Consider the following 22,292-nt stretch of genomic DNA (forward strand, 5'->3'; position numbering starts at 1 on the left):
TCCATCCTTCCGGAGCCGCCACCCCTAACCTTCCGAAGCCGCCAACTTTTCGTCAGGCTCCCCGAGCCACCCACCCGCATTCCGCCGCGCGTCAACCTTCCAGCACTTTCAGGGTGAATGTGACCACTTCATGGAAGATTGATAACTTTTTCCCTGTTTATTCTTTATGTCGATAACAAAATGTTCTTTTTAGAACCTTTTGAAACAATGATCCATGTGGGAGAATGCGCCCCGTGATCAGGAAGTTGCGAAGTCGGTCACAGACCTAGTCAGTCAAATATGGTTCTGCGGCCAATATCTCCGCAGGGCCGACGGTTAAAATATTCAGGTGTTTTACTATGAAAAAGTTTTTGTTTGCTGTTTGTGCATCCGCTCTGTTCAGTGTTTCCGCCCTGGCTTGTGAAGCGCCGGCCAATAAGCCCGCGATCCCGGATCCGGCAACGGCAGTGACCGCGCAGATGGTCAAAACCAACAATGAAGTAAAGCAGTATGTTCAGGCTCAGGAAGCATTCCTGAACTGCTCAAGCATGAGCAACCGCGAGAAGCGTCAGGCGGTGGAAGAGTTGAAAGCCTACGCCGACTCTTTCAACCAGGCGGTACGTCAATTCAAGCTGGCGTCCAACTAAGACGCGAGCTGTTGCAAGATTCGGGGCGCTTGCCCCCTTGTTAGACCTGAGGCCCTGGCCTCAACCCGCTTTTCTTTTGGCCCCCGGTTTCGGGGGCTTTTTTTATTCTCGATTGACCCCTGATGATGCGCGCTACCCTGGGTATCAGAAACGCATCAACTGCGAATCCTCACCAAAGAAATAGGCCTGAGTACCGTCTTTCAACCGATACTCCACGGTCAAACCGGCGTGTCCACCGCCCTGGAAGTAAGTCAGCTCAAACCGGTGTTCACCTTCATCCAGCCGCGTCCGACAACTCTGCTTGCGATACCCTCGATCCCGGTTGAACCGACAAATTTCCCGCCCGTCCACCTTGGCGATAAAACCGTCGTCACTGCCAATCAGAAAGCGATACTCCCCAGGCACCAACACCTCAAAGGTATGGTCAATATCCACAAAGAAGTTGTCGGCATAGCCGATTTGCCCCAGCTTGGTGTGACGTAGCTGGTTTTTGCGGGACAGGTCCAACCGGTCCACCCAGAGGGTGCGCTGGAAGTCCACCTCCCGCTCCTGGTCAATGCGCCGGATGGCCCCCTTGTTCTTGACCAGCGTCAACTCCACCACTTTGGGAACGTAGGGCGGCGTGATTCGCACCACGATGGCCAGAGCCACCAGAGCGAGCAACAAAGTCAGTACGGTATTTTTATTCCACCAGGTCCGCATGATCATCGCACCACGTTCATTTGCCAGAGATGAAACCAGTTGCGCGCCTCGAACTGGTCTTCATTGATGGGCAGCCCATAGGTAAACGGGGAGAAGTAGGCAAACATCGTCACCACCAACACCACAAACAACCCGAGGTTCACCATGGTGTGCCGCCGGTTGGCGAGCACCTCATCGCGGAAGATATAGGTGAACAACATGGCCAGATTGAGCATGCCGAATACCAGGGGCACCAGGTAGTGATACAGGTACATGACCCGCTCGATCTGCAGGATGGCGATCATGTAGCTCGCATACAGCGTGGTAAATGCCATGACCCAGTAAAACTGGCGCTCGTCTTTGACCGGGTTGCCGTAAACAAACCGGCTGATCGCCAGCCCGAGGGACAAGATCACCCCCAGGGCAACCGAAAACCAGACAATCGGGTTGGCAATAATCTGAATGTAGCGAACCTGCACTTCGCCATCGACGGTGTTTTTATCCCACCGATAGTTGATGCTTTTGTTCCCCAGGGGCCAGCCAATCGCGTAGCTGCCGTTTTCGCCGGGTTTGCAGATGTCCAGCCGGGCCACACCGTCGGAGTATTCCAGCATGTAACGCAGGTTGTCCTGAAAACCGTGATAGAACGCGCTGAGACTGTGGCTGCGACCGGCCCGCACTTCTTCGAGGTAGGGCTCCGACGCCTTGTAGGTGCGGTTGCCCACAATGTTTTCGCCCAGGGCAATATGCACGTACAGAATGCTGGCAAAAACGGCCAGCAACGGCAGCACGGCCGCAGGTACGGTGGTGGCGAGTCGCTGCAGCAACGCTTTCCAGTGAAAGGCCTTGAGGTTCTCCCACTGATCCACGCCCCAGAGCATGACAAACAGCAGCAACAGAACCGCCCCGTTGAGCTTTACCGATACCACCAGCCCCACCAATACCCCCAGGATGGCGTATTGGGGCAAGCGGATGGGCCTGTCCCGGGTGAGCACATGGACGAAGTAATAAAGTGCAGCGAGGATGAAAAAAAGCTGTATGCCCTCGAGCATGGCAGCCCGGGAGTGAACCACCAACGCATTGTCAAAAATCAGTAGCGCACTGAAGCCGGCGGCGACCCAGACCCGTCGTGTGACGCGCCAGACAATACCGTAGAAAAAGAGCACGGACAGGGCCATCAGGAAGGTCGAGGCGAAGCGGAACCCGGTGTAGCTCATCCCCTCCGGGACGGCGGAGCCCTGCAGGTAATCGGTGCGGTTGAAGCGGCTTTTGTCGAGGTCTTCGTTGCCTCCGAAGAGCTTTTCCCCGGCGGCGATGAGCAGCTTGCCCAGGGGCGGGTGCAGCTCCATGAATAGGGTGCCGTCCAGGTATTTCTGTCCGGAGGTCACATGATAGTTTTCGTCCCAGAACATGGCCTTGGGCGAACCGTAGTTCACACCGTACACCAGTAACGAGACCAGCAGAACGAGAGCAGGCACCCAAAAGCGCCGGGTTCGAGCGATGGATTGCAACATGATCTTATTGTGTCGTTGTCAGGCCCAACCGTTGGGTCACGGCTTTCCATAAAGAGCGGGCAGTCTAGGGCCCGCTCGCCTCAGGGTCTGCGAACGTTATCACAATCTGCCGGGAAACAGGAGCCCCAGCGGCTCAGTCGGTGCGACGACTCTGCTCGGCTTGCCACTCCTCGCGGGGGACAAACTCCAGCGCCAGGGAGTTGATGCAGTAGCGTTTACCGGTCGGTTCCGGGCCATCGGGGAACACGTGCCCCAGGTGTTCGCCACAGGCGGAGAGCACTTCCACCCGACGGCGACCAAACCAACTGTAATCATCCTCGAGCCGGATGTTATCGTCCTCGAAGACGGTCCAGAAGCTGGGCCACCCGGTACCGGAATCATACTTGTGCCGGGAATCGAACACCGGAATCCGACAACCGGCAGTGACATAGACGCCGTCCCGCTTGTTGTCCAGCAGCTCGCCGGTGTAGGCCCGCTCAGTGCCTTTTTCCCAGAGAATGTCGTACTGCTCGTCGGTCAGCAGTTCGCGCCAGGTGCTCTGGTCGATCTGTTCCAGATTTTCGCCGGCTTTGATCCAGGCACGGGCCTGTTCTACAGCCGGTTGGGACGCCGCTGGCAGAGCCGCCAGTAACAGCAATCCGAGCGCCAGAGGCAGCAGGCTGGCCAGAATTCGATGCTGATTGATGTAGCGCATATCAGGGCTCCTCGGGGGGTTGAGGCTCTGTGGAGCCGTTCTCGGTCGTTAGACCAGCCCCACCCTCAAACATTCGATCAAACTTGATGGTCGGATCATCCCAGTCGCCCTGAATGGTGTAACTGATGCTGGTTGCCTGGTCCACCTGCTTCTCGAACAGCTTGCTCACCAGAAATACCCCGGCCGCCGCGGGCAGCCCCGCCGCCACCGCGGTCAGAAAGGTCAGATTACCGGCGACGGGCAGCGTTGCAATCAACCGGGTGTCCAGAGTTTCATCCACCAGATTGGCGCGACCGGCGAGCTGGAGACGGCTGGAGGGGCTGCGCACCTGAACCGGCTCCGAGAACACCAGTGTCCCTTTGTCGAAGGTCATGAGCCCTTCAATACTGTCGTACGCCAGACCACTTTGATAGAGATCGGAAAAATCCAGCCGCAGCCGACGCGCCAGGGAGTCGAAATTGAGCACCGCAAACAGCCGCAGAATACCATCGCTACCGGCGGCGGGGTTGCGCTTGAAGCGCCCGGAGGTGACATTGAACCGGACGTCGCCCTCCAGCGTCTGGAGATCGAACGCCTGGGGCGCCCCGGCCCAACTGACATCGAGCCGATAATTGGCCGATTCACTTTCGAGAATGTCGGACTGCCCCCAGCGCTGCATCACCTCCGACAGGTCACCGGCACGCAGGCTGGCAGCAAGATAGGTCCGCTCGGGGCTGTCTTCAGCCTGCGACCAGAGCAGTCGACCACCCGTGCCTTCATCCTGTCCGGTGACGGTCAGACCTCGGATACGGCCTTGCAACTGATCGACAATGACTCCCTGATCCACTGGAGCCAACCGGAACTCCCACTGCCCGTAATCCTCACCACCGAGCATGAGTGACTCGATACTGACCTGGGCCTCGGGCAGGTTCCTCGGATCAAATGGGTCAGCCGACTCCGTCGCACCGACGGCCGACTCCAGCACCGACCGGGGCAGATCAACCCGGGCCAGACGCAGCGCCAGAGGCTGCCCCGGCTCCCAGTCGAGTTCGCCCGCCAGCTCGGGATTGGTGAAGGTCAGGCGCCAGCCGCGCTCGGTGGAGACGGCCCCAAGCTCAATCTCTTCCAGTTCCAGTGGGCCCAGTGAATACCGGGCCAGCGCCAGGTCCACTTCGACCGGGAGCCCCTCAAAGGCGGTCTCCGGTGTCGGCTGTTCATCGTCCGCGACCAGATCCTGATAGCGACGAAGCAGATCCTGCCATCCCTCCAGATCCAGCGTCTCCATGGCGCCGCTCAGATGCACACCGGGAGCCTCCGGCAGTTGTGCTGGCACCCCCAGGCCCACGCTGACCCGCTGCAATTGTTGCCGCTCGAGATCAATCTGGGCCCGGGCCTGCAAATGATCGTTGTAGTACAACTCGGCCTGCGCACTCTGACGCCCCAGAATCACGCTGGCGGTAAGCTCCCGCGTCTGCTCGGCGGTCTTTCCGATCGGTGCCGGGACATTCAGCGACACCCCGCGCAGGTCCGAGCTGAGCGTGAACGCCGCCAGCTGCTGGTCGCGATCGGGCTGGGGATCCCGGTAATGACTGAGTTCCAGCTCGCCGTCGAACGCAAAGGCTCCATCCAGAAACTGCAGTGCGGGGCGCTGAGTCCACTCCGCCAGCACCGCGCCAGAGGCCCGACCATTGAGATCAATGGCCGTCACCGATCGGTCTTCCTCCTGCCGGCTGGCGATGGCCAGCGTGAGCGGTTCGCCAAACAGCTCCCCGGTCAGGCCCTCACTGCTCAGCCCCTGCTCATTGTCGTAACGGAGGGGGCCCGACAGATCCCTTGCACTCAAATTCAGGTCGTTCATGGTCAGTCGGGGCAAGGTCAGATCCATCGCCACCTGTTGAGCGGCGCCGGGCTGATCCGGTTGCAGGGGGATAGCCAGATCCAGCTCGGCATCAATGGTGCCCTGTACGCTCCAGGCATCCATGTTGTCACCGACGTATCGGCGCAGGTAGCCCTCTCTGAGCAGTTGCAGCCCATCACTGGCCAGCGCCTGCAGCTGTCCGTCAATGTTCAATAACAGTCCCTCGCCCACGGGGTTCTCTGCCACCTGAATCCGAGCATTTTCCAGAGTACTGTTGTACAGCCGGGCCTGCTCCACCCGGGCATCGACCCGGTTATTATCGAGCACGAGCTGACCGGTCAGATCACTGAGTGCGGGCCAATCCGGATGATAGTTGAGGTCCGCGCCGGCCATGTCCAGTGCCAGTTGGTAACTGAGCATTCGGGGTTGGCCCGGACGATTCAGGGTGCCACGGAACAGAAAGTGCGCCGAGCGGGCAGTGCCGGGGTTATTCTCACCGAGGCTGCGAGTGAGCCAGTCGGTCAACGAGGCCGGGACGACCTTGGGCAAGTACTTGTCGTACACGTTAGCGCTCAGGTCCTCGCCATGGATATCCAGGTACAGGTCGATGTCACCGGTGTTGCGCTCCCAGGGCAGCGACAACCACATACTGCCCGTGGCGGACTCTCCCGGCCCGCGCAATGACAGCGGCCCGCTATTGACGTAAATCTGATTCTCTTCCGGCCGCAAGTGCCAGGCGACCTGACCGCGGGCGCTTTGATACGCCATCGGCTCATCGTAGGTTTTGGCAAAGAACATCTCGAAACCGTTGCGGCTATCGAGATCGACATGGCCACCGCGCTGATTGGCCTCAACAAACCCGGTCACGCCGCTCAGGCCCGGAACGCCCTGCCAGGGTTCCACCGCTACGTCACCGAGTTCGGCCATCAGCTCCCAGCCCCGCCAGTCGTCCTGGGGCACCGTAAGCTGCAGATGCCGGACGTCACCCTGGGGATTGAGGGTGCGCACCACTTCCTGCAGGCGCCCGTCCCCCAGCAATCCAAGCTGGTCCGCCAGGGTGGTCCAGTAGCGCAGATCGATGTGATCGACCATCCAGTGGATCGGGGCGTTGGTCCGGGCGGTGGACACAGACACCTGCAGCGGCTCCAGAGCCCGATCGCGCCACTCCGCCGAGAGATCCTGCAATGCCACCCGCCACCGGCCGGAGCGACGCCATTCGCCGCCGATGGTGGCGCTGACCCGGTCCAGCGTGAGCTCTTCCAACGGCAGAGCGACGTCGTCCAGCCCCAGATTGCCGACCCAGTCGTAGCCGCCACCGTCTTCCTGGCTGGAGAACCAGAGGCTGGCGTTCATTCGCCCTTCCCGGTACCAGTCACGGTGTTTGCTCTCGCCCACCAGGATGCCGCCAATCGCGGTCAGTGGCTCCAGAGTGGGGAAGTCGCGCAGGTTCAGATAGCCTTCGGTCTGGAAGTTTTTCGGATCTCGCGGATCACCCCGGCCTTCGAGGATGGCCACCAGGGCACGGTCACGCCCTTCCAGGTCCACCTGCAAGGAGAGCCGGTGGAAGTCCCCCTCATGCTCCAGCAACAAGTACGGGGCGGAGAAGGTCTGCTGGTGACCACTGGCAAAAGACAGGTCAATACTGGCATCGAGCAGCTCGACCCGGGTGCCGACTTCGAACAGGGTGAGCAGATCGTCTGGCGCGAGCGGTTCATCGGCGGACGGGCGCTCCTGATCGGCGACGAAGTCTGGCAGCCCCCAATACCCATCGGTCCCCTGGGACAGGGATAGTTGGGGGCGACGCAGCACGATCTTGTCCCAGGCCAGTCGCCCTTCCAGCGCGCTGCTGACCAGATTCAGCCGAAGCAGGACCCGGTCGGCCTTGAGCAGAGGGCGACCCTCCTGATCACTGACACTGAGCTCGTAAAGGGTGAGGCTGGGCTTCAGCTCCTGCCAGTCGGCGGTCAGGCGCTCTACCGACACGGACAGATCCAGTTGCTCCGACAGATACGCCGTCAACTGCCGGTCGTAGTTGGCCAGCAGCGGAAACAGGCTCCGCCCGGACTGCACCACCACCGCCAAAGCGATGACCAGCACCGCGCAGAGGATGTAGAATTTTTTCAGTAGGTAAGCTAACACCGAAACATACCTGAGGGTTTCCTCAAACCGGTCGAGGGGGCAGCGGGGGCGCCAGAATCCGCTTCTCTACCCGGGCTGATCATCAGACCAGCACAATGTCATACTGTTCCTGGGTAAACAGGCTCTCGACCTGGAACTCAATGGTGCGACCGATAAAGGCTTCCAGATCGGCCACATAAGCCGCCTCCTCATCGAGCAGGCGATCCACCACCAATTGGGAGGCCAGCACCAGGAACTTGTCGTTATCGTAAGCGCGCGCCTCGCGCAGGATTTCCCGGAAAATTTCATAGCACACCGTCTCGGCCGACTTGACCAGTCCGCGCCCCGAACACAGCGGGCATGGCTCGCAGAGCATCTGGCCGAGGGACTCCCGGGTGCGCTTGCGGGTCATTTCCACCAGCCCCAACTCAGACACCCCGGTGATGCTGGTTTTGGCGTGATCTTTCTCCAGGGCTTTTTCCAGCGTCCGCAGCACCTGACGCTCGTGCTCCGGGTCCTTCATATCGATGAAGTCGAGGATGATGATCCCCCCGAGGTTGCGCAGCCGCAATTGTCGCACAATCGCACTGGCCGCCTCCATATTGGTTTTGAAGATGGTCTCTTCCAGGTTGCGCCGCCCCACGAATGCACCGGTGTTCACATCCACGGTGGTCATGGCTTCGGTCTGCTCGACAATCAGGTAGCCATTGGACTTTAGCGGCACCCGGGTGTCCAGCGCCCGGGCAATTTCATCCTCAACACCGTACAGGTCGAGCAACGGGCGTTCGCCACTGTAGCATTCAATCAGATCCACCAGCTCGGGGTAGTAACTGGTGGCGAATTCGCGCATCTGAGTCCAGCTCATGCGCGAATCCACCCGGATTTTCTCGATCGGTGCCCGGGCCAGGTCCCGCAGGGCGCGCAGAAACAGCGGCATGTCGGTGTGAATGGCGCTGGGCACCGGGGCATTGGTGCACTTATCCTGAAAATCGAGCCACAGCTTCTGCAGGAAGTCGATGTCATTGCGCAGCTCGTCCGCCCCGACGCCCTCGGCCACGGTGCGCAGGATGAAGCCGCCGGACACACCGGCTTCCTCGGCTAGCGATTCGACCTGCCCGCGCAACCGCTGACGCTCGGCGTCATCGTCAATGCGGGTCGACACCCCGATGTGGGCGCTATTGGGCATGTAGACCAGATAACGGGAAGACAGACTGAGGTTGGTCGTCAGGCGGGCGCCTTTGGTGCCGATGGGGTCTTTGCTGACCTGCACCAGCAGGGTCTGGCCTTCGCGCACCAGGGTACGGATGTCCGGAACCTCTCCACGGCGGCCCTCATCTTCATCCGCTTCGGCCATATCCGAGGCGTGAATGAAAGCGGTGCGGGCCAGCCCGATTTCCACAAACGCTGCCTGCATGCCGGGCAGCACCCGGACCACTTTGCCTTTGTAGATATTGCCGACGTAGCCCTTGCCGTGACTGCGCTCGATGTGTAGTTCCTGGACCACCCCGTTTTCCACCAGGGCCACCCGGGTTTCCACGGGAGAGACATTGATCAGTAGTTCTTCACTCATGGACGCTCGCCTGTGGGTGCGCCGGCGGGATGGCCCCACCAGGGCACCTGAAATTGATTGAGCAGCTCGGCGGTCTGAGCCATTGGCAGGCCCACAACCGCGCTGTAACTGCCTTCGATTCGATCCACCCAGACACCGCCCAGGCCCTGGATGCCGTACCCACCGGCTTTATCCCGGGGCTCGCCGGAGGCCCAATAGGCCTCCATTTCGCGCTCATCGAGGGTCCGAAACCAGACGGTGGTGGTAACCCGGCAGACCGCTTCGCGCTCCGGCGAACAGACCGCGACGGCGGTCATCACCTGGTGCTCGCGCCCGGACATCAGCCGCCACATGGTCAGGGCATGGTCACGCCCGAGGGGCTTCTCCAGCACTTTTCCCAGACAGACCCCGATGGTATCGGACCCCAGCACTGGCGCGGCAGGCAGCCCCAACTCACCAAGCAGGGCCAGACCCGCGCGGGCTTTCTCCAGCGCCAGGCGCTCGACGTACTGAGCCGGTGGTTCATCCGCCCCCCGCTCTTCCGGCACCGACAGTGTCAGGGGCTCGAACTGTACGCCCAGCTGACCGAGCAACTCTCGACGGCGCGGGGATTGGGAGGCTAGATACAGATCCGTCATGTCACATCTCTCCAGTGTCTGTTGTGTGGGCCAGAACTGACGCCCCAGCTACTGGATGCGGTAGCGGTGACGCAGGCCCTCAAACCCGATGTGGACCAGAGGCCACAGCAGCGCGCTGACCAGTGCCGGGTACAGGAACTGCAGGCCGGACACCTGGCCCCCGGCCAGACTGTGTACCCAATTGCTGGTCATCTGGGCAATGCCGACCAGGACAAACACCCAACAGGCCTGCTGCCAGAGGGCGTAGTTGCCAAACCGGCGATAGGATTGCAGCGCAATGTAAGTCACGATCACCAACCCCAGCGCATGCTGTCCGAGAGGTGTGCCCTCCACCAGATCCTGAATCAGACCGAGCAGCGCGACCTGGGTCAGGCTGACGTGATCCGGCAGGGTAAACACCCAATAGACCACCACCAGCATGACAAACTCCGGGCGCCACCAGCGCCAATCCAGAGGCAGCGGATACACCGCCAAGGTCAGGGCCAGCAACAGAGCCACCAGCACCAGCCAGCGATTGTGGCCCCGGGTCAGATCAATCATTGGCCTCGCCCCCGGCCTCTTCAGTCGGAAGCTCCGGGGCGGGTTGCTCGGCGCCGCCGCGCTCGGACGTGCCGCCAGCAAAGACCAACAGCAGGTGTCGGCTGCGGTCAAGGCGTGCCATGGGGCGGGCAATGACCGTGGAGAAAGATTGCCCGGGATCCCGGACCACCTGTTCGACCTCGGCCACCGGATAACCCACCGGGAAGCGATCCCCCAACCCGGAGCTGACCAGCAGGTCGCCGACCCGGATGTCGGTGGTATTGGATACGTGGCGAAGGCGCAGGCGGTTGATGTGCCCGGTGCCCTCGGCGATTGCGCGAACGCCGTTGCGATTGACCTGCACCGGCAACGCGTGACTGGTGTCCGTGATCAACAGCACCCGGCTGCTGCCCGGGTTGGCCTCCACCACCTGCCCCATGAGACCAAAGGCATCCAACACCGGCTGCCCCATATAGACGCCGTCTCGGGCGCCTTTATTGATGACCACGGAGTGGCTCAGTGGATTGGGGGAAACTCCCACCAGCTCCGCCACCAGGACGTTATCCTGGAGCATGTCACTGGAACCGAGCAGGCGGCGCAAGCGCACGTTCTCGGCGGCCAGAGCGGCCATCTGTTGCAATTTGCGCTGGAGAATCAGCAGTTCGGATTTGAGGGCTTCGTTTTCCTCGCGCAGCGCCTGGCGGCCGGCAAAGGTATCATCGCCCCAGGCTCCGATGCGTTGGGGCAGATTGGTCACCCAATAGAAAGGGGTAGCGACGGCACCGAGCTGGGCGCGCACCGGCCCCAGCCAATCGGTGTAGAGACTGACAAGTATGAGGCCGACGGCCGCCACGCTGAAGAACAACGCACGCGAGGCAACCGCCGGGCCTTTGGTAAACAGCGTTTTAATAACACCCTCTCCCGCTCAGTGTGGATCCCGTTAACTCTGGGCCCAGCAACCCGTCAGGAAGACAGCAGATCGATATTCCGTTTGTCCATCATTTCCATTGCCAGGCCACCACCGCGTGCCACGCAGGTCAGCGGATCTTCTGCCACAATGAAGGGCAGACCGGTTTCGTTGGACAACAGCCGATCGATGTCGCGCAGCAGCGCACCACCGCCGGTCAGGACAACGCCACTCTCGGCAATATCGGCCGCCAGCTCCGGTGGGGACTGTTCCAGGGCGCTCTTCACCGCCTGGACAATGCCCGCCAGCGGCTCCTGCAGGGCTTCCAGAATCTCGTCACTGTTCAGGGTAAAACTGCGCGGCACCCCTTCGGCCAGGTTGCGCCCACGCACGTCGATTTCACGCACTTCGCTGCCGGCGAAGGCACAGCCGACTTCCTGCTTGATCCGCTCGGCCGTGGCATCACCAATGACGCTGCCGTAATGGCGGCGGACATAATTGACGATGGCTTCATCAAACCGGTCCCCGCCGATGCGCACGGAATCCGAATAAACGACGCCGTTAAGGGAGATCACGGCGATTTCCGTGGTACCACCACCGATATCAACCACCATGGAACCGCTGGCTTCCGATACCTTCAGACCGGCGCCGATGGCGGCGGCCATGGGCTCCTCGATCAGGCGCACTTCCCGGGCACCGGCGCCCATGGCGGATTCGCGGATGGCCCGCTTTTCCACTTCGGTCGACAGACAGGGAACGCTGATCAGGACCCGGGGGCTGGGCTGGAACCAGCTCGCCTCGTGTACCTTTTTGATGAAGTGCTGCAGCATTTTCTCGGTGACCTGAAAATCGGCGATGACACCGTCTTTCAGGGGGCGGATTGCGGTAATGTTTCCCGGGGTACGACCCAGCATACGCTTGGCTTCGGTGCCGACGGCCTCGACAATCTTGTGGCCATTGTGATGGCGGATGGCAACCACTGAGGGCTCGTCCAGGACAATGCCCCGGCCGCGTACGTAGATCAGTGTATTGGCGGTACCCAGGTCTATGGAAAGATCGTTGGAAAAGGCTCCACGCAGGTGTTTTAACATTGGTTCACGCAACCCTATATTGTTCTGTCTCGCAGCAGGCCGGAACCGGCCTGCTGCCTAAAATTCTTTCGGATGGTCCGCCGTGCTGCCAGACCCGGTCCGGACGGCGGTTAGACCGACACCCCGCCTGCGAATTCACTCGCGGCTCAAGCAGTTTACACGAGGTTGAACAGCTTTACCCGACGCGGCTTGGCGGGCGCCCGGCCCATGAGCGGGCCCGAAGCGTCGGCGCAGATGCTGGCACTCTATCAACGGCAGGGATTTAGGGCAAGGCGCAAATGTGATAACTTTAGCGGCTTATTGCACAAACGCGAACTTTTGGACCTTTTTGGCCACCGGTTGAGCACTTTTTGACCCGGAGCCACACCAATCTGGAGCATCTTGATGGCCATCGCCTCTTCCGACATCGCCAAGCTGGCGCATTTGGCGCGCATCGCTGTTTCCGACGATGAAGTCGGTCAAGTCACCGAGCGCATCTCTGACGTCCTCAATCTGGTCGACCAGTTGCAGGCGGTCGATACCACAGGCGTCAAGCCCATGGCCCACCCGCTGGACGCCACCCAGCGCCTGCGCGCGGATCAGGTGACCGAGCCCAATCAGCGCGAGCACTTCCAGGCCATTGCCCCGGCGACCGAAGACGGGCTCTACCTGGTGCCCCGCGTCATCGAATGATCGCCGCGCCCGGCCCGACCTTTGACCGGCCCGCCCTCTATAGCGCCCTGCGCCATTGAAGCGGCTTGAGCCCAGACACTTATTTGAGGATGTAAATCGCAATGCACCAACACACCATTGCCCAACTGGTTCAGGGACTGCGCAACCGGGAGTTTTCCAGCACCGAGCTGACCCGGCATTATATTGACCGCATCCGGCGCCTGGACCCGACCTATAACAGCTACATCACCCCGACCGAAGAGCGGGCCCTGGCCCAGGCCGCCAAAGCCGACGAGCGGCTGGCCCAGGGGGATGCGCCCGCGCTGTGCGGCGTACCCATTGCCCACAAGGACATATTCTGTACCACTGGCGTGCGTACCAGCTGCGGCTCCAAAATGCTGGACAACTTCATTGCCCCCTACAACGCCACCATCGTCGACAATTACGAAGCGGCCGGGGCAGTCATGCTGGGCAAAACCAATATGGACGAGTTCGCCATGGGCTCCTCCAACGAAACGAGTTTCTATGGGCCAGTGAAAAACCCCTGGGACACCGGCTGCGTGCCGGGCGGCTCCTCCGGCGGCTCCGCCGCCTCGGTGGCCGCCCACCTGGCCCCCGGCGCCACCGCCTCCGACACCGGCGGCTCCATCCGCCAGCCAGCGGCCCTGTGCGGCCTCACCGGCCTCAAGCCCACCTATGGCCGGGTAAGCCGCTGGGGTATGATCGCCTTCGCCTCCAGCCTCGATCAGGCCGGCACCCTGACCCGCACCGCCGAAGACTCCGCGCTGATGCTCAACGCCATGGCCAGCTTCGATCCCAAGGACTCCACCTGCGTGGACCAGCCGCTGGAGGATTACACCGCCGAGCTGGATAAGCCTCTCGACGGCCTGAAAATTGGCGTCCCCAAAGAATACTTCACCGACGGACTGGACCCGGACACCGCCAAAGCGGTAGAAGCGGCCATTAAAGTCTATGAAAGCCTCGGCGCCAGCATCAAAACCATCAGCCTGCCCCACTCCGGCCTGGCGGTCGCCGCCTACTACGTGATCGCCCCGGCGGAGTGCTCGGCCAACCTGTCGCGCTTTGACGGCGTACGCTACGGCTACCGCTGTGAAAACCCGAAAGACCTGAACGACCTGTACGAACGCTCGCGCAGCGAAGCCTTCGGCGAAGAAGTCAAACGCCGCATCCTGGTAGGCACCTACGCCCTGTCCGCGGGCTACTACGACGCCTACTACAACAAGGCCCAGCAAGTGCGCCGCCTGATCAAACAGGACTTTGTCGACGCCTTCAGCGAAGTCGACGTCATCCTCGGCCCCACATCGCCCTCACCGGCGTTCGCCTTTGGCTCAAAAACCAAAGACCCGGTGTCCATGTACCTGGAAGACGTCTTCACCATCCCCACCAACCTGGCGGGCCTACCCGGCCTATCCATCCCCTGCGGCCAGGTGGATGGAAAACCGGTGGGACTGCAGTTGATCGGTAATTATTTCGCCGAAGGCAAATTGTTGAACGTCGCCCACCAGTTCCAACAGGCGACGGATTTTCACCAGCAGAGTGCGCCCGGAATCGAATAGCCCCAAGGGCCTCGCGCGGGGCGGATACGGCACGACATATACACGGCGGCCCGCGTAGGGCGGATAAGCGCAGCGCATCCGCCGTTGCCAAGCGTAACGTTTGGTGGAGGCATAACGTGTAATTACGGCGGATGCGGCCTTCGGCCTTATCCGCCCTACGCCGAATTTTGGCATTGAGGTGAGCGGTGGGGTACACCGTTTGGAGACTCTCGGAGGCAGGGAGCCGACGAGAAGCCTACAGGGATGTATTCACGGCGGGTCTCCAAACGGTGTACCCCACCGCTCACCGGACTCAAATACAAAGTACCCAAGACCAACCGAATTAAGGTTATTAAAGATGGAATGGGAAACAGTCATTGGTTTGGAAGTGCATGTGCAACTTTCCACCAACACCAAATTATTCTCCGGCGCCAGCATCGCCTTCGGCGCTGAGCCCAACACCCAGGCCTGCGCCGTCGACCTGGCGCTGCCCGGCACCCTGCCCGTGGCCAACGAACAGGCATTCAAAAATGCCGTCAAATTCGGCCTCGCGGTCAACGCCGAAATTGGCAAGCGCTCCGTATTCGAACGGAAAAACTACTTCTATCCGGACCTGCCCAAAGGCTACCAGACCACCCAACTGGCCGAACCCATCGTCGGCCCGGGCTACGTCGACCTGCAACTGAAAGGAGGCCGGACCAAGCGCGTGCGTATCCACCACGCCCACCTCGAAGAAGACGCGGGCAAATCCTTGCACGAAGACTACCACGGCATGACCGGCATCGACCTGAACCGCGCCGGCACCCCGCTGATCGAAGTGGTTACCGAACCGGATATGCGCAGCGCCGAAGAAGCCGTAGCCTTCGCCAAACAACTGCACAACATCGTCACCTCCCTGGAAATCTGCGACGGCGACATGTCCCAGGGCTCCATGCGCTTTGATGTCAACATCTCCGTGCGACTCAAAGGCGAGGAAGAACTCGGCACCCGCACCGAAACCAAAAACCTCAACTCCTTCCGCTTTATGGAAGAAGCCATTGCTCTGGAAGTCGAACGGCAGATCGAAGTGCTCGAAGACGGCGGCAAAATCGTACAGGAAACCCGCCTGTACAACGGCGACACCAAAACCGCCCGCTCCATGCGCACCAAGGAAGACTCCAACGATTACCGGTACTTCCCCTGCCCGGACCTGCTACCGGTGATCATCGACGATGAGTTCATCGAAGCCGTGCGCAAAGACATGCCCGAACTGCCGGAAGCGCGGCGTGACCGCTTCATCAAGGAATACGATCTGCCCGAATACGACGCGGGCCAACTGGCCGGCGACCGTGCCACGGCGGACTACTTTGAAGCCACGGTCAAAGCCTGCGGCGAAGCCAAACTGGCGGGCAACTGGATCATGGCAGACCTGTCCGCCTACCTGAACAAAGAGGAAATCGGCATCGCGCAATCACCGGTCACTCCGGTGCAACTGGGCGGCCTGATCGAGCGCATCAAAGACGGCACCATTTCAAGCAAAATCGCCAAGAAAGTGTTTGAGGCCATGACCCAGGGTGAAGGCGATGCTGACACCATCATTGAAAAACAGGGCCTGAAACAGGTATCCGATACCGGTGCACTGGAAAAAATGGTGGACGAGGTGATCGCCAACAACCAGGCACAGGTGGACAATTACCGCAACGCCGACCCGGCCAAGCGACCCAAAATGCTCGGCTTCTTTGTGGGCCAGATCATGAAAGCCAGCAAAGGCCAGGCGAACCCCCAAGCGGTCAACGAAATTCTGATCAAGAAGCTGGAAGGTTAAACCCTTTCAGCCACGTGGAGACAACAGCAGTCATGAGCGAATTGAAGAAAGACAAAAAGAAAGTTCTGGGCGAAGTGTTTGATGATGAGCGCATCAAAAGTTTTTTCGGATACCCGGCTCCGGAGGGCATGGACCCGGACTTTCACCTGTTGGAGAAAGCCTACCGCGGTATGCGTGAAGAAAACTTCGCCACCTTTGTGCAGTTTTTTGTCGAGCGCGGCCACAACCTGGACGCCCCCGGCCCCGACGGCAAGACCTTTCTGCAGACCATCAAAGACCACCGCCTGGCGGACGAGTATATTGCCGCCCTGAAACAGGCCGGCGCCGAGTAACCGGCCTTGCCCTTCCTCCGTTTCACGCCCAGCCTCTGGCTCACACTGGGGTTGAGCGTGATGATGGTATTGCTCGGCGCACTGCAGAGCGTGGCCGAGCCCCTGCTTGAACTCAACCGCGACGCCGTCAGCCAGGGCGAACTCTGGCGGCTGCTCACCGGCCACTGGATTCACTACGGCCCCTACCACCTGGCGATGAACCTGGGCGCTTTCATGTTGTGCGGCTGGATTCTGTTTCAGGATATTTCGCTGCGCCACTATGGCCTTTTGTTGTTGACCTGTTTACTGGGCGTGGGCATCGGGATTCAGTGGTTCAACACCGACCTGGATTATTACGCGGGGCTGTCCGGTGCATTGCATGGACTGCTGGTAGCGGGAGTGATCATCACCTTCAGGCAGACACCCTGGATGAGCGGTCTGGCGTTGGCGGTGGTGGCTTATAAAATTGTGCGGGAACAGTGGCCCGGGTATGACACGTCCCATGAGCTTTTGCCCGTCCCGGTAGCGGTGGATGCACATTTGTATGGGGCGGTGATTGGGTTGGTTTGGGGAGTTGGGGTTTTCTTGTGGCGAACTTGGCGAAGCCGTCACGTTTAGTTACGGCCGAGCGCAGCGGTATAAACTCGCGTAGGGCGGATAAGCCGAAGGCGCATCCGCCGTAACCCAAATCAAACGCTACGAACTACGAGGCCGACCGCGTCCGCCGCCGCTGCGATTGCCGCCTGGGCGACCACCACTGCCGCCCGACGAACGGCGCCGGGGCGCGGCGGGTTTCATGGGTGGGGTTTCGACCAACAACTCCTCCGGCGGCTGCTCGCACTTGATCGACTCGCCCAAGAGCTCCTCGATCGGCGGCAACAACATCGCATCGTCCTCGCAGGCAAAACTGACCGAGGTGCCGTGCTTGCCCGCCCGGCCGGTACGACCGATGCGGTGCACATAATCTTCCGGCTCCTCCGGCAGGGTGAAATTCACCACATGGCTGATGCCGCTGATATGGATGCCCCGACCCGCCACATCGGTGGCGACCAACACTTTCAGATCACCGTCCTTGAAGGCATTCAGGGTGCTGACCCGCTTGTTCTGGGGAATCTCGCCCGACAGCAAACCCACCTTGATATCGTGGCGGCGCAGCTTCTCGTGCAGGTCGCGGCACTGGTCCCGGCGGTTGGCAAACACGATCAGGCTCTCCACATCGTCCTGCTGAATCAGGTTGTAGAGCATCGGATACTTTTCTTCGGTCGCCGCCAGGTAGACATGCTGCTCCACCGTGTCGGTCGCCACGCTTTCTGGCTGAATTTCGATGGTGGTGGGCTCGTGGGTCCACTGCTCTACCAGACGCTCAACCTCTTCGGTGAACGTGGCCGAGAAGAACAGGGTCTGCCGGTCTTCCCGCTTGGGTGTCTGACGCACGATCTGGCGCACTTGCGGAATGAAGCCCATATCGAGCATCCGGTCCGCTTCGTCGATTACCAGAATCTCCAACTGGTCGAGAAACACATCGCGCTGGCGGCAGAAGTCCAGCAGACGACCCGGGGTGGCCACCAGAATATCCACCAGGCTGTCGTGCAGGCGGCGCTGCTGCTTGCCGTAATCCATACCGCCAACCAGCGTGTGGATCTGCAGGTCGGTGTACTTGCACAGCAGCTTGGCGTCATCGGCGATCTGCATGACCAGCTCGCGGGTGGGCGCAATCACCAGGGCCCGCGCCTCGCCGGCATAACGCTGTTCTTCAATGGGGTGTTTGAGCAGGTCGTCGATCACCGCGGTGAGGAAGGCCGCGGTTTTACCGGTACCGGTCTGGGCCTTGCCCACCACGTCTTTGCCCTGCAGGGCCAGAGGCAGGGATTGCGCCTGAATCGGGGAGCAGTACTCAAAGCCCAGGTCGGCAATGGCGTGCATCAGGTCATTTTCAAGCCCGAAATCGTGAAAGCGCAGTTTGCCCTCGACTTCGGGCACCGGAAACTGTGAGATATCCCAGGGTTGGTTGGCCATAGGTTTATTGTTGCTCTTGTTTTGGCCGCCTCGGCGGCGATTGTTGTTCCGGCCCCGGCGGCGGTTGCCACCTTTCTTGCCGGAGCCTTGGTTTCCGGGCTCATTGTTGGCCTCGGCGTTGCCGGCCTTCTCCGGCTGGCCCTTCTGGCTTTTCTGCTCCGGATGGCCCTGCTTTTCCTGCGAGTTTGCACGCCCGCCGGAGCCTTGGGCACGGCGCGGCTTTCGCCGACGGTTGCCGTCGGGCTTGCCGTTGCGGGGCTTTTGCTCGGCGCCGCTGCGCGGGTTGTCGGTTTGATTTTTGGGGCTGCGCCCTTTGCGGGTCTCGGAGTTGTTGGCCGGTTTGGAGTCCCCGGCCAGCTTTTTGAAGAGTTTTCCAATCAAAACGATCACCTACTGTACAAACTTTGCGCGAAGTATACAGGAAACCGCCGCCCTCTCCCACCGTGGAACAGGAGTCCGGCGTGGTTACTTCGGATCTAGCGCTACGGCTGGGTACCCCCTTGTGAGACACGCCGTAAATACATCCCTGTAGGCTCGATCGCCTGCCGTCCAGGCAGGCGACGGTCTCACAAGGGGGTACCCAGCCTCCGCTGTGCCTGCATAACGTTTCGGGAAATAGCACCCTTCGAACTGCCACTTGGGTAACGGCGGATGCGCCTTTGGCTTATCCGCCCTACGGATAGCACAGCAGGTCGCGTAGGGCGGATCGGTCCGACGTCTCGGAGCAAGGCGCATCCGCCGTGACAGTGCGTCCGTGAGTTATATATGCCACTGAGGGACGGGGAGGGGAAGCCCTTTCAAGACCGTAAGCGGAGGGACTCCGCGCGTCGAGCCCCCAGGGATGGGTTTACGGCGTGTCTTGAAAGGGCTTCCCCTCCCCGGCCCGGACGTGATGCAGATTGTATACCCCTCCATCCGAGCGGCGTGTCTCGGAACGGTATACCCTCCCGCAGCACTCTTCCACGAAGCTCCACAATCACTTATCGGTCACGGCGCCTTCCGAGGCTGAGCTGACGGTTTTGGCGTATTTGGCCAGGACGCCTCGGGTGTAGCGTAGTGGTGGTTCCTGCCAGAGTTTGCGGCGGCGGTCGAGCTCAGCGTCGTCCACCGTCACCGAAATGGTGTTGGCTTCAGCGTCGATCACGATTTCGTCACCGTCCTCCACCAGGGCAATCGGGCCACCGTCCTGCGCTTCTGGTGTGACGTGCCCCACCACAAAACCGTGGCTGCCGCCGGAGAAGCGGCCGTCGGTGATCAGCGCCACCGAATCCCCCAGTCCCTTGCCCATGATCGCCGAGGTGGGGGTCAACATCTCGCGCATGCCGGGGCCGCCCTTGGGGCCCTCGTAGCGGATCACCAGCACATCCCCGGCCACCACGGTGCCATCCATGATCCGGTCGGTGGCTTCCTCTTCCGAGTGAAACACCCGGGCCCGGCCGGTGAATTGGGTACCTTCCTTGCCGGTAATCTTGGCCACCGCGCCGGTGGGCGCCAGGTTACCGTAGAGAATGCGCAGGTGGCTGTCCTTTTTCACCGGGTTGTCGAGGGCGTGAATGATGTCCTGCTCTTCGGGGTAGGGTTTAACGCTGGCCAGGTTTTCCGCCAGCGTCTGGCCGGTAACGGTCATGCAGTCGCCGTGCAGCAGGCCCGCCTCCAGCAGGATCTTCATCAGGGGCTGGATACCGCCGATGGCGACCAGCTCACTCATCATGTAGTGACCGCTGGGACGCAGGTCCGCCAACACCGGGACCCGGGCGCCGATGCGGGTGAAGTCTTCCAGGGTCAGATCCACGTCCACGGTGTGGGCCAGGCCCAGCAGGTGCAGCACGGCGTTGGTGGAGCCGCCCAGGGCGATGACCACGGTAATGGCGTTTTCAAACGCCTCGCGGGTCATGATGTCCCGGGGCTTGAGGTCTTTTTCCAGCAGAGTAAGCACCGCGGCGCCGGCGGCGCGGCAGTCGGCCAGTTTGTCGTTGTCCTCGGCGTTCTGGGCGGAACTGCCGGGCAGGCTCATGCCCATGGCTTCGATGGCCGAGGCCATGGTGTTGGCGGTGTACATGCCGCCACAGGAGCCGGCACCGGGGATGGCGGTTTCCTCGATCTGCTTCACTTCGATCAGGGTTTTATCACCCTTGGCGTGCGCACCCACCGCTTCGAACACCGAGACGATATCCGTATGATTGGCACCGGGCTTGATCGTGCCGCCATAGACGAAAACGGACGGACGGTTGAGCCGCGCGAGGCCCATCAGACAGCCGGGCATATTCTTGTCGCAACCGCCGATGGCCACCAGGCCGTCAAAGCCCTCACAGCCCGCCACGGTCTCGATGGAATCGGCAATGACCTCACGGGAGACCAGAGAGTACTTCATCCCCTCGGTGCCGTTGGCAATGCCGTCGGAGACGGTGATGGTGTTGAAAATCAGGCTCTTTCCACCCGCGCCATCGGCCCCGTCGGCCGCTTCCCGGGCCAGACCGTCGATGTGCATATTGCAGGGGGTTAGATTGCTCCAGGTCGAGGCGATACCGACCTGGGGTTTGCGGAAATCCTCATCGGTAAACCCGGTGGCGCGCAGCATGGCGCGACTGGCGGATTTACCGACCCCGTCCACCACGGGGCTGGAGTATCGGCGGCGATGGTCCTGGCTCATACGGGATGGCTCCTATGATTGACTATGATTCACGCGTGCTTACTTATCCTGAATAGCCAATATAGTGGGTGAGCCAGGCCTTTTTCGCAACCGTGGTGGAGAGAGCCCCCCCCAGTCAGGGGCAGTCAGCGCTGACCCATTGGCCACTGTGGGTAATGGTGACCTTTTCCGGGGACCCGCCAAAATCCATCAGCGCCGTGGACTGACCGGTATACGCCGTATCCCCATCCAGCACCATCTCACCCTGGGCCTGTTCGTCCGGGCAGGTAAACTCGATGCGGGTCTGGTCGCCGCGGCTGACCACGTTGTGCTCACAGTCGGTGTTATCGCCCCACTGGAACTCACCTCGAGCGGCCTCTTCTTCGGTCAGGCAATTGCGTACGGTCTGGTTACTGAAATCCATGGACAGGCCCTGCTCGGCCATCATGTCCTGCATCATCTTTTTCTGGGCCGGCGGCATGGCTTCCATCTGTTGGCGCACCATTTCCAGCTGCTGCTCCAACTGGCCGCTTTCGCTTTTCATGGAAACCTGGTGTTCCCAGAGGCCGGGTCTGATATCGAGGGATTCCGCTTGTGCTCCCAGACTGAAACCCAGGGCGCACAGGGACGCGATCAACGTGCGGGGGAGTATTGGAAAGGTCATAACTGAAGTCCTTGTAAACGGTGATTGAAATCGAAGCCGGGTCGTTACCGCTGACCATCGGCTTCGAGTCTGCCCCAGTCAGGGGCAAATTTCAATCAACCGCCGGAGCTCAGTGACTGATCATCCAGGGCCTCATGCTGGGGAACATTTTTTTGCCATCGGCGGTGTACATCAGCGCCGAGCGGAGTTTGCCGCCATCGTGGCATCCACAGGGTTTGCCCTTTCGATGTGCATGGGCCTGCCGCTCCCGGGCGTCCGCCCGGGCCTCCGTGGTGGAGAACACCGGCTGATGCTGGCTCTTCTCATTGCGCTCGTGGGCCGTGTGATTCTCCCGGGACATGGCTTTCAGTTCCGGGGGCAGGACAATCACCCGGGCCGCTAACTGGCCGCAGCTCGGGCAAGCCTGTGGCTCAGCGCTCTGCTCGAAGGTCGCCAGCTGGTGAAACAGCCCGTGTTCGGCGCACTTGTAGTCGTAGACCGGCATGAT

19 protein-coding genes are annotated in these 22,292 nt (G+C 60.9%); 6 read left to right on the top strand and 13 right to left on the bottom strand.

All coding sequences use genetic code 11. From position 1 onward, the window contains the following. The first annotated feature begins 338 nt into the window (after positions 1 to 338). Positions 339 to 626, top strand: a complete 288-nt coding sequence (locus N645_RS0106950; protein ID WP_024460782.1) for a hypothetical protein — start codon at positions 339 to 341, stop codon at positions 624 to 626. Between the two features lie 144 nt (positions 627 to 770). On the opposite strand, the gene N645_RS0106955 is transcribed toward N645_RS0106950, so the two are convergent. From N645_RS0106955 to N645_RS0106995, 9 genes are all read right to left on the bottom strand, one after another. Continuing rightward, complete coding sequence (locus N645_RS0106955) at positions 771 to 1,334, bottom strand: PA14 domain-containing protein (RefSeq protein ID WP_024460783.1); 564 nt, start codon at positions 1,332 to 1,334, stop codon at positions 771 to 773. Then, positions 1,331 to 2,785 carry a phospholipid carrier-dependent glycosyltransferase gene (locus N645_RS0106960; RefSeq protein WP_238559216.1) on the bottom strand — a complete coding sequence of 485 codons (1,455 nt, stop codon included), beginning with the start codon at positions 2,783 to 2,785 and terminating at the stop codon, positions 1,331 to 1,333. Before N645_RS0106960 ends, N645_RS0106955 begins: the two co-directional genes overlap by 4 nt. A gap of 169 nt (positions 2,786 to 2,954) precedes the next feature. Next, a complete protein-coding gene (gene msrB / locus N645_RS16735; RefSeq protein WP_024460785.1) occupies positions 2,955 to 3,515 on the bottom strand; it encodes a peptide-methionine (R)-S-oxide reductase MsrB in 561 nt (186 codons plus the stop codon). Between the two features lies 1 nt (position 3,516). Further along, positions 3,517 to 7,491: a YhdP family protein gene (locus N645_RS0106970; protein ID WP_024460786.1), complete on the bottom strand. Its 3,975-nt coding sequence runs from the start codon at positions 7,489 to 7,491 to the stop codon at positions 3,517 to 3,519. 82 nt (positions 7,492 to 7,573) lie between these two features. Next, positions 7,574 to 9,040, bottom strand: coding sequence for a ribonuclease G (gene rng / locus N645_RS0106975; RefSeq protein ID WP_024460787.1), 1,467 nt, complete (start codon positions 9,038 to 9,040; stop codon positions 7,574 to 7,576). Then, positions 9,037 to 9,657 carry a nucleoside triphosphate pyrophosphatase gene (locus N645_RS0106980; protein ID WP_024460788.1) on the bottom strand — a complete coding sequence of 207 codons (621 nt, stop codon included), beginning with the start codon at positions 9,655 to 9,657 and terminating at the stop codon, positions 9,037 to 9,039. The genes rng and N645_RS0106980 overlap by 4 nt, the downstream gene beginning before the upstream one ends. A gap of 48 nt (positions 9,658 to 9,705) precedes the next feature. After that, on the bottom strand, positions 9,706 to 10,197 hold the full coding sequence (gene mreD, locus N645_RS0106985; protein ID WP_036160409.1) for a rod shape-determining protein MreD: 492 nt from the start codon (positions 10,195 to 10,197) through the stop codon (positions 9,706 to 9,708). Then, on the bottom strand, positions 10,190 to 11,077 hold the full coding sequence (gene mreC / locus N645_RS0106990; RefSeq protein ID WP_081665954.1) for a rod shape-determining protein MreC: 888 nt from the start codon (positions 11,075 to 11,077) through the stop codon (positions 10,190 to 10,192). The genes mreD and mreC overlap by 8 nt, the downstream gene beginning before the upstream one ends. A gap of 62 nt (positions 11,078 to 11,139) precedes the next feature. Continuing rightward, the gene (locus N645_RS0106995) at positions 11,140 to 12,174 is read right to left on the bottom strand and encodes a rod shape-determining protein (protein WP_024460791.1); all 1,035 of its coding nucleotides are present in this window, start codon (positions 12,172 to 12,174) and stop codon (positions 11,140 to 11,142) included. Between the two features lie 384 nt (positions 12,175 to 12,558). On the opposite strand from N645_RS0106995, the gene gatC reads away from it, so the two are divergent. From gatC to rrtA, 5 genes are all read left to right on the top strand, one after another. After that, on the top strand, positions 12,559 to 12,846 hold the full coding sequence (gene gatC, locus N645_RS0107000; protein ID WP_024460792.1) for an Asp-tRNA(Asn)/Glu-tRNA(Gln) amidotransferase subunit GatC: 288 nt from the start codon (positions 12,559 to 12,561) through the stop codon (positions 12,844 to 12,846). A gap of 101 nt (positions 12,847 to 12,947) precedes the next feature. Continuing rightward, the gene (gene gatA, locus N645_RS0107005; protein WP_024460793.1) at positions 12,948 to 14,402 is read left to right on the top strand and encodes an Asp-tRNA(Asn)/Glu-tRNA(Gln) amidotransferase subunit GatA; all 1,455 of its coding nucleotides are present in this window, start codon (positions 12,948 to 12,950) and stop codon (positions 14,400 to 14,402) included. A 337-nt stretch (positions 14,403 to 14,739) separates the two neighbouring features. Continuing rightward, a complete protein-coding gene (gene gatB, locus N645_RS0107010; RefSeq protein WP_024460794.1) occupies positions 14,740 to 16,185 on the top strand; it encodes an Asp-tRNA(Asn)/Glu-tRNA(Gln) amidotransferase subunit GatB in 1,446 nt (481 codons plus the stop codon). Positions 16,186 to 16,217: 32 nt separating this feature from the next. Beyond that, positions 16,218 to 16,517 carry a PA4642 family protein gene (locus N645_RS0107015; RefSeq protein ID WP_024460795.1) on the top strand — a complete coding sequence of 100 codons (300 nt, stop codon included), beginning with the start codon at positions 16,218 to 16,220 and terminating at the stop codon, positions 16,515 to 16,517. A 60-nt stretch (positions 16,518 to 16,577) separates the two neighbouring features. Then, a complete protein-coding gene (rrtA, locus tag N645_RS0107020) occupies positions 16,578 to 17,114 on the top strand; it encodes a rhombosortase (protein WP_024460796.1) in 537 nt (178 codons plus the stop codon). Between the two features lie 78 nt (positions 17,115 to 17,192). On the opposite strand, the gene rhlB is transcribed toward rrtA, so the two are convergent. The 4 genes from rhlB to N645_RS0107040 all read right to left on the bottom strand — a co-directional run bounded on the left by rhlB (position 17,193) and on the right by N645_RS0107040 (position 22,289). Next, positions 17,193 to 18,893 (bottom strand): ATP-dependent RNA helicase RhlB, encoded by a 1,701-nt coding sequence (gene rhlB / locus N645_RS0107025; protein WP_024460797.1) that lies wholly within the window; start codon positions 18,891 to 18,893, stop codon positions 17,193 to 17,195. A gap of 595 nt (positions 18,894 to 19,488) precedes the next feature. After that, on the bottom strand, positions 19,489 to 21,162 hold the full coding sequence (gene ilvD / locus N645_RS0107030) for a dihydroxy-acid dehydratase (RefSeq protein WP_024460798.1): 1,674 nt from the start codon (positions 21,160 to 21,162) through the stop codon (positions 19,489 to 19,491). Between the two features lie 115 nt (positions 21,163 to 21,277). Beyond that, positions 21,278 to 21,805: a DUF3617 domain-containing protein gene (locus N645_RS0107035; protein ID WP_024460799.1), complete on the bottom strand. Its 528-nt coding sequence runs from the start codon at positions 21,803 to 21,805 to the stop codon at positions 21,278 to 21,280. Between the two features lie 109 nt (positions 21,806 to 21,914). After that, the gene (locus N645_RS0107040) at positions 21,915 to 22,289 is read right to left on the bottom strand and encodes a zinc ribbon domain-containing protein (RefSeq protein WP_024460800.1); all 375 of its coding nucleotides are present in this window, start codon (positions 22,287 to 22,289) and stop codon (positions 21,915 to 21,917) included. Positions 22,290 to 22,292: the final 3 nt, after the last annotated feature.

The sequence above is a fragment of the Marinimicrobium sp. LS-A18 genome (assembly GCF_000463525.1).
GTDB classification, from domain to species: Bacteria; Pseudomonadota; Gammaproteobacteria; order Pseudomonadales; family Cellvibrionaceae; genus Marinimicrobium; species Marinimicrobium koreense.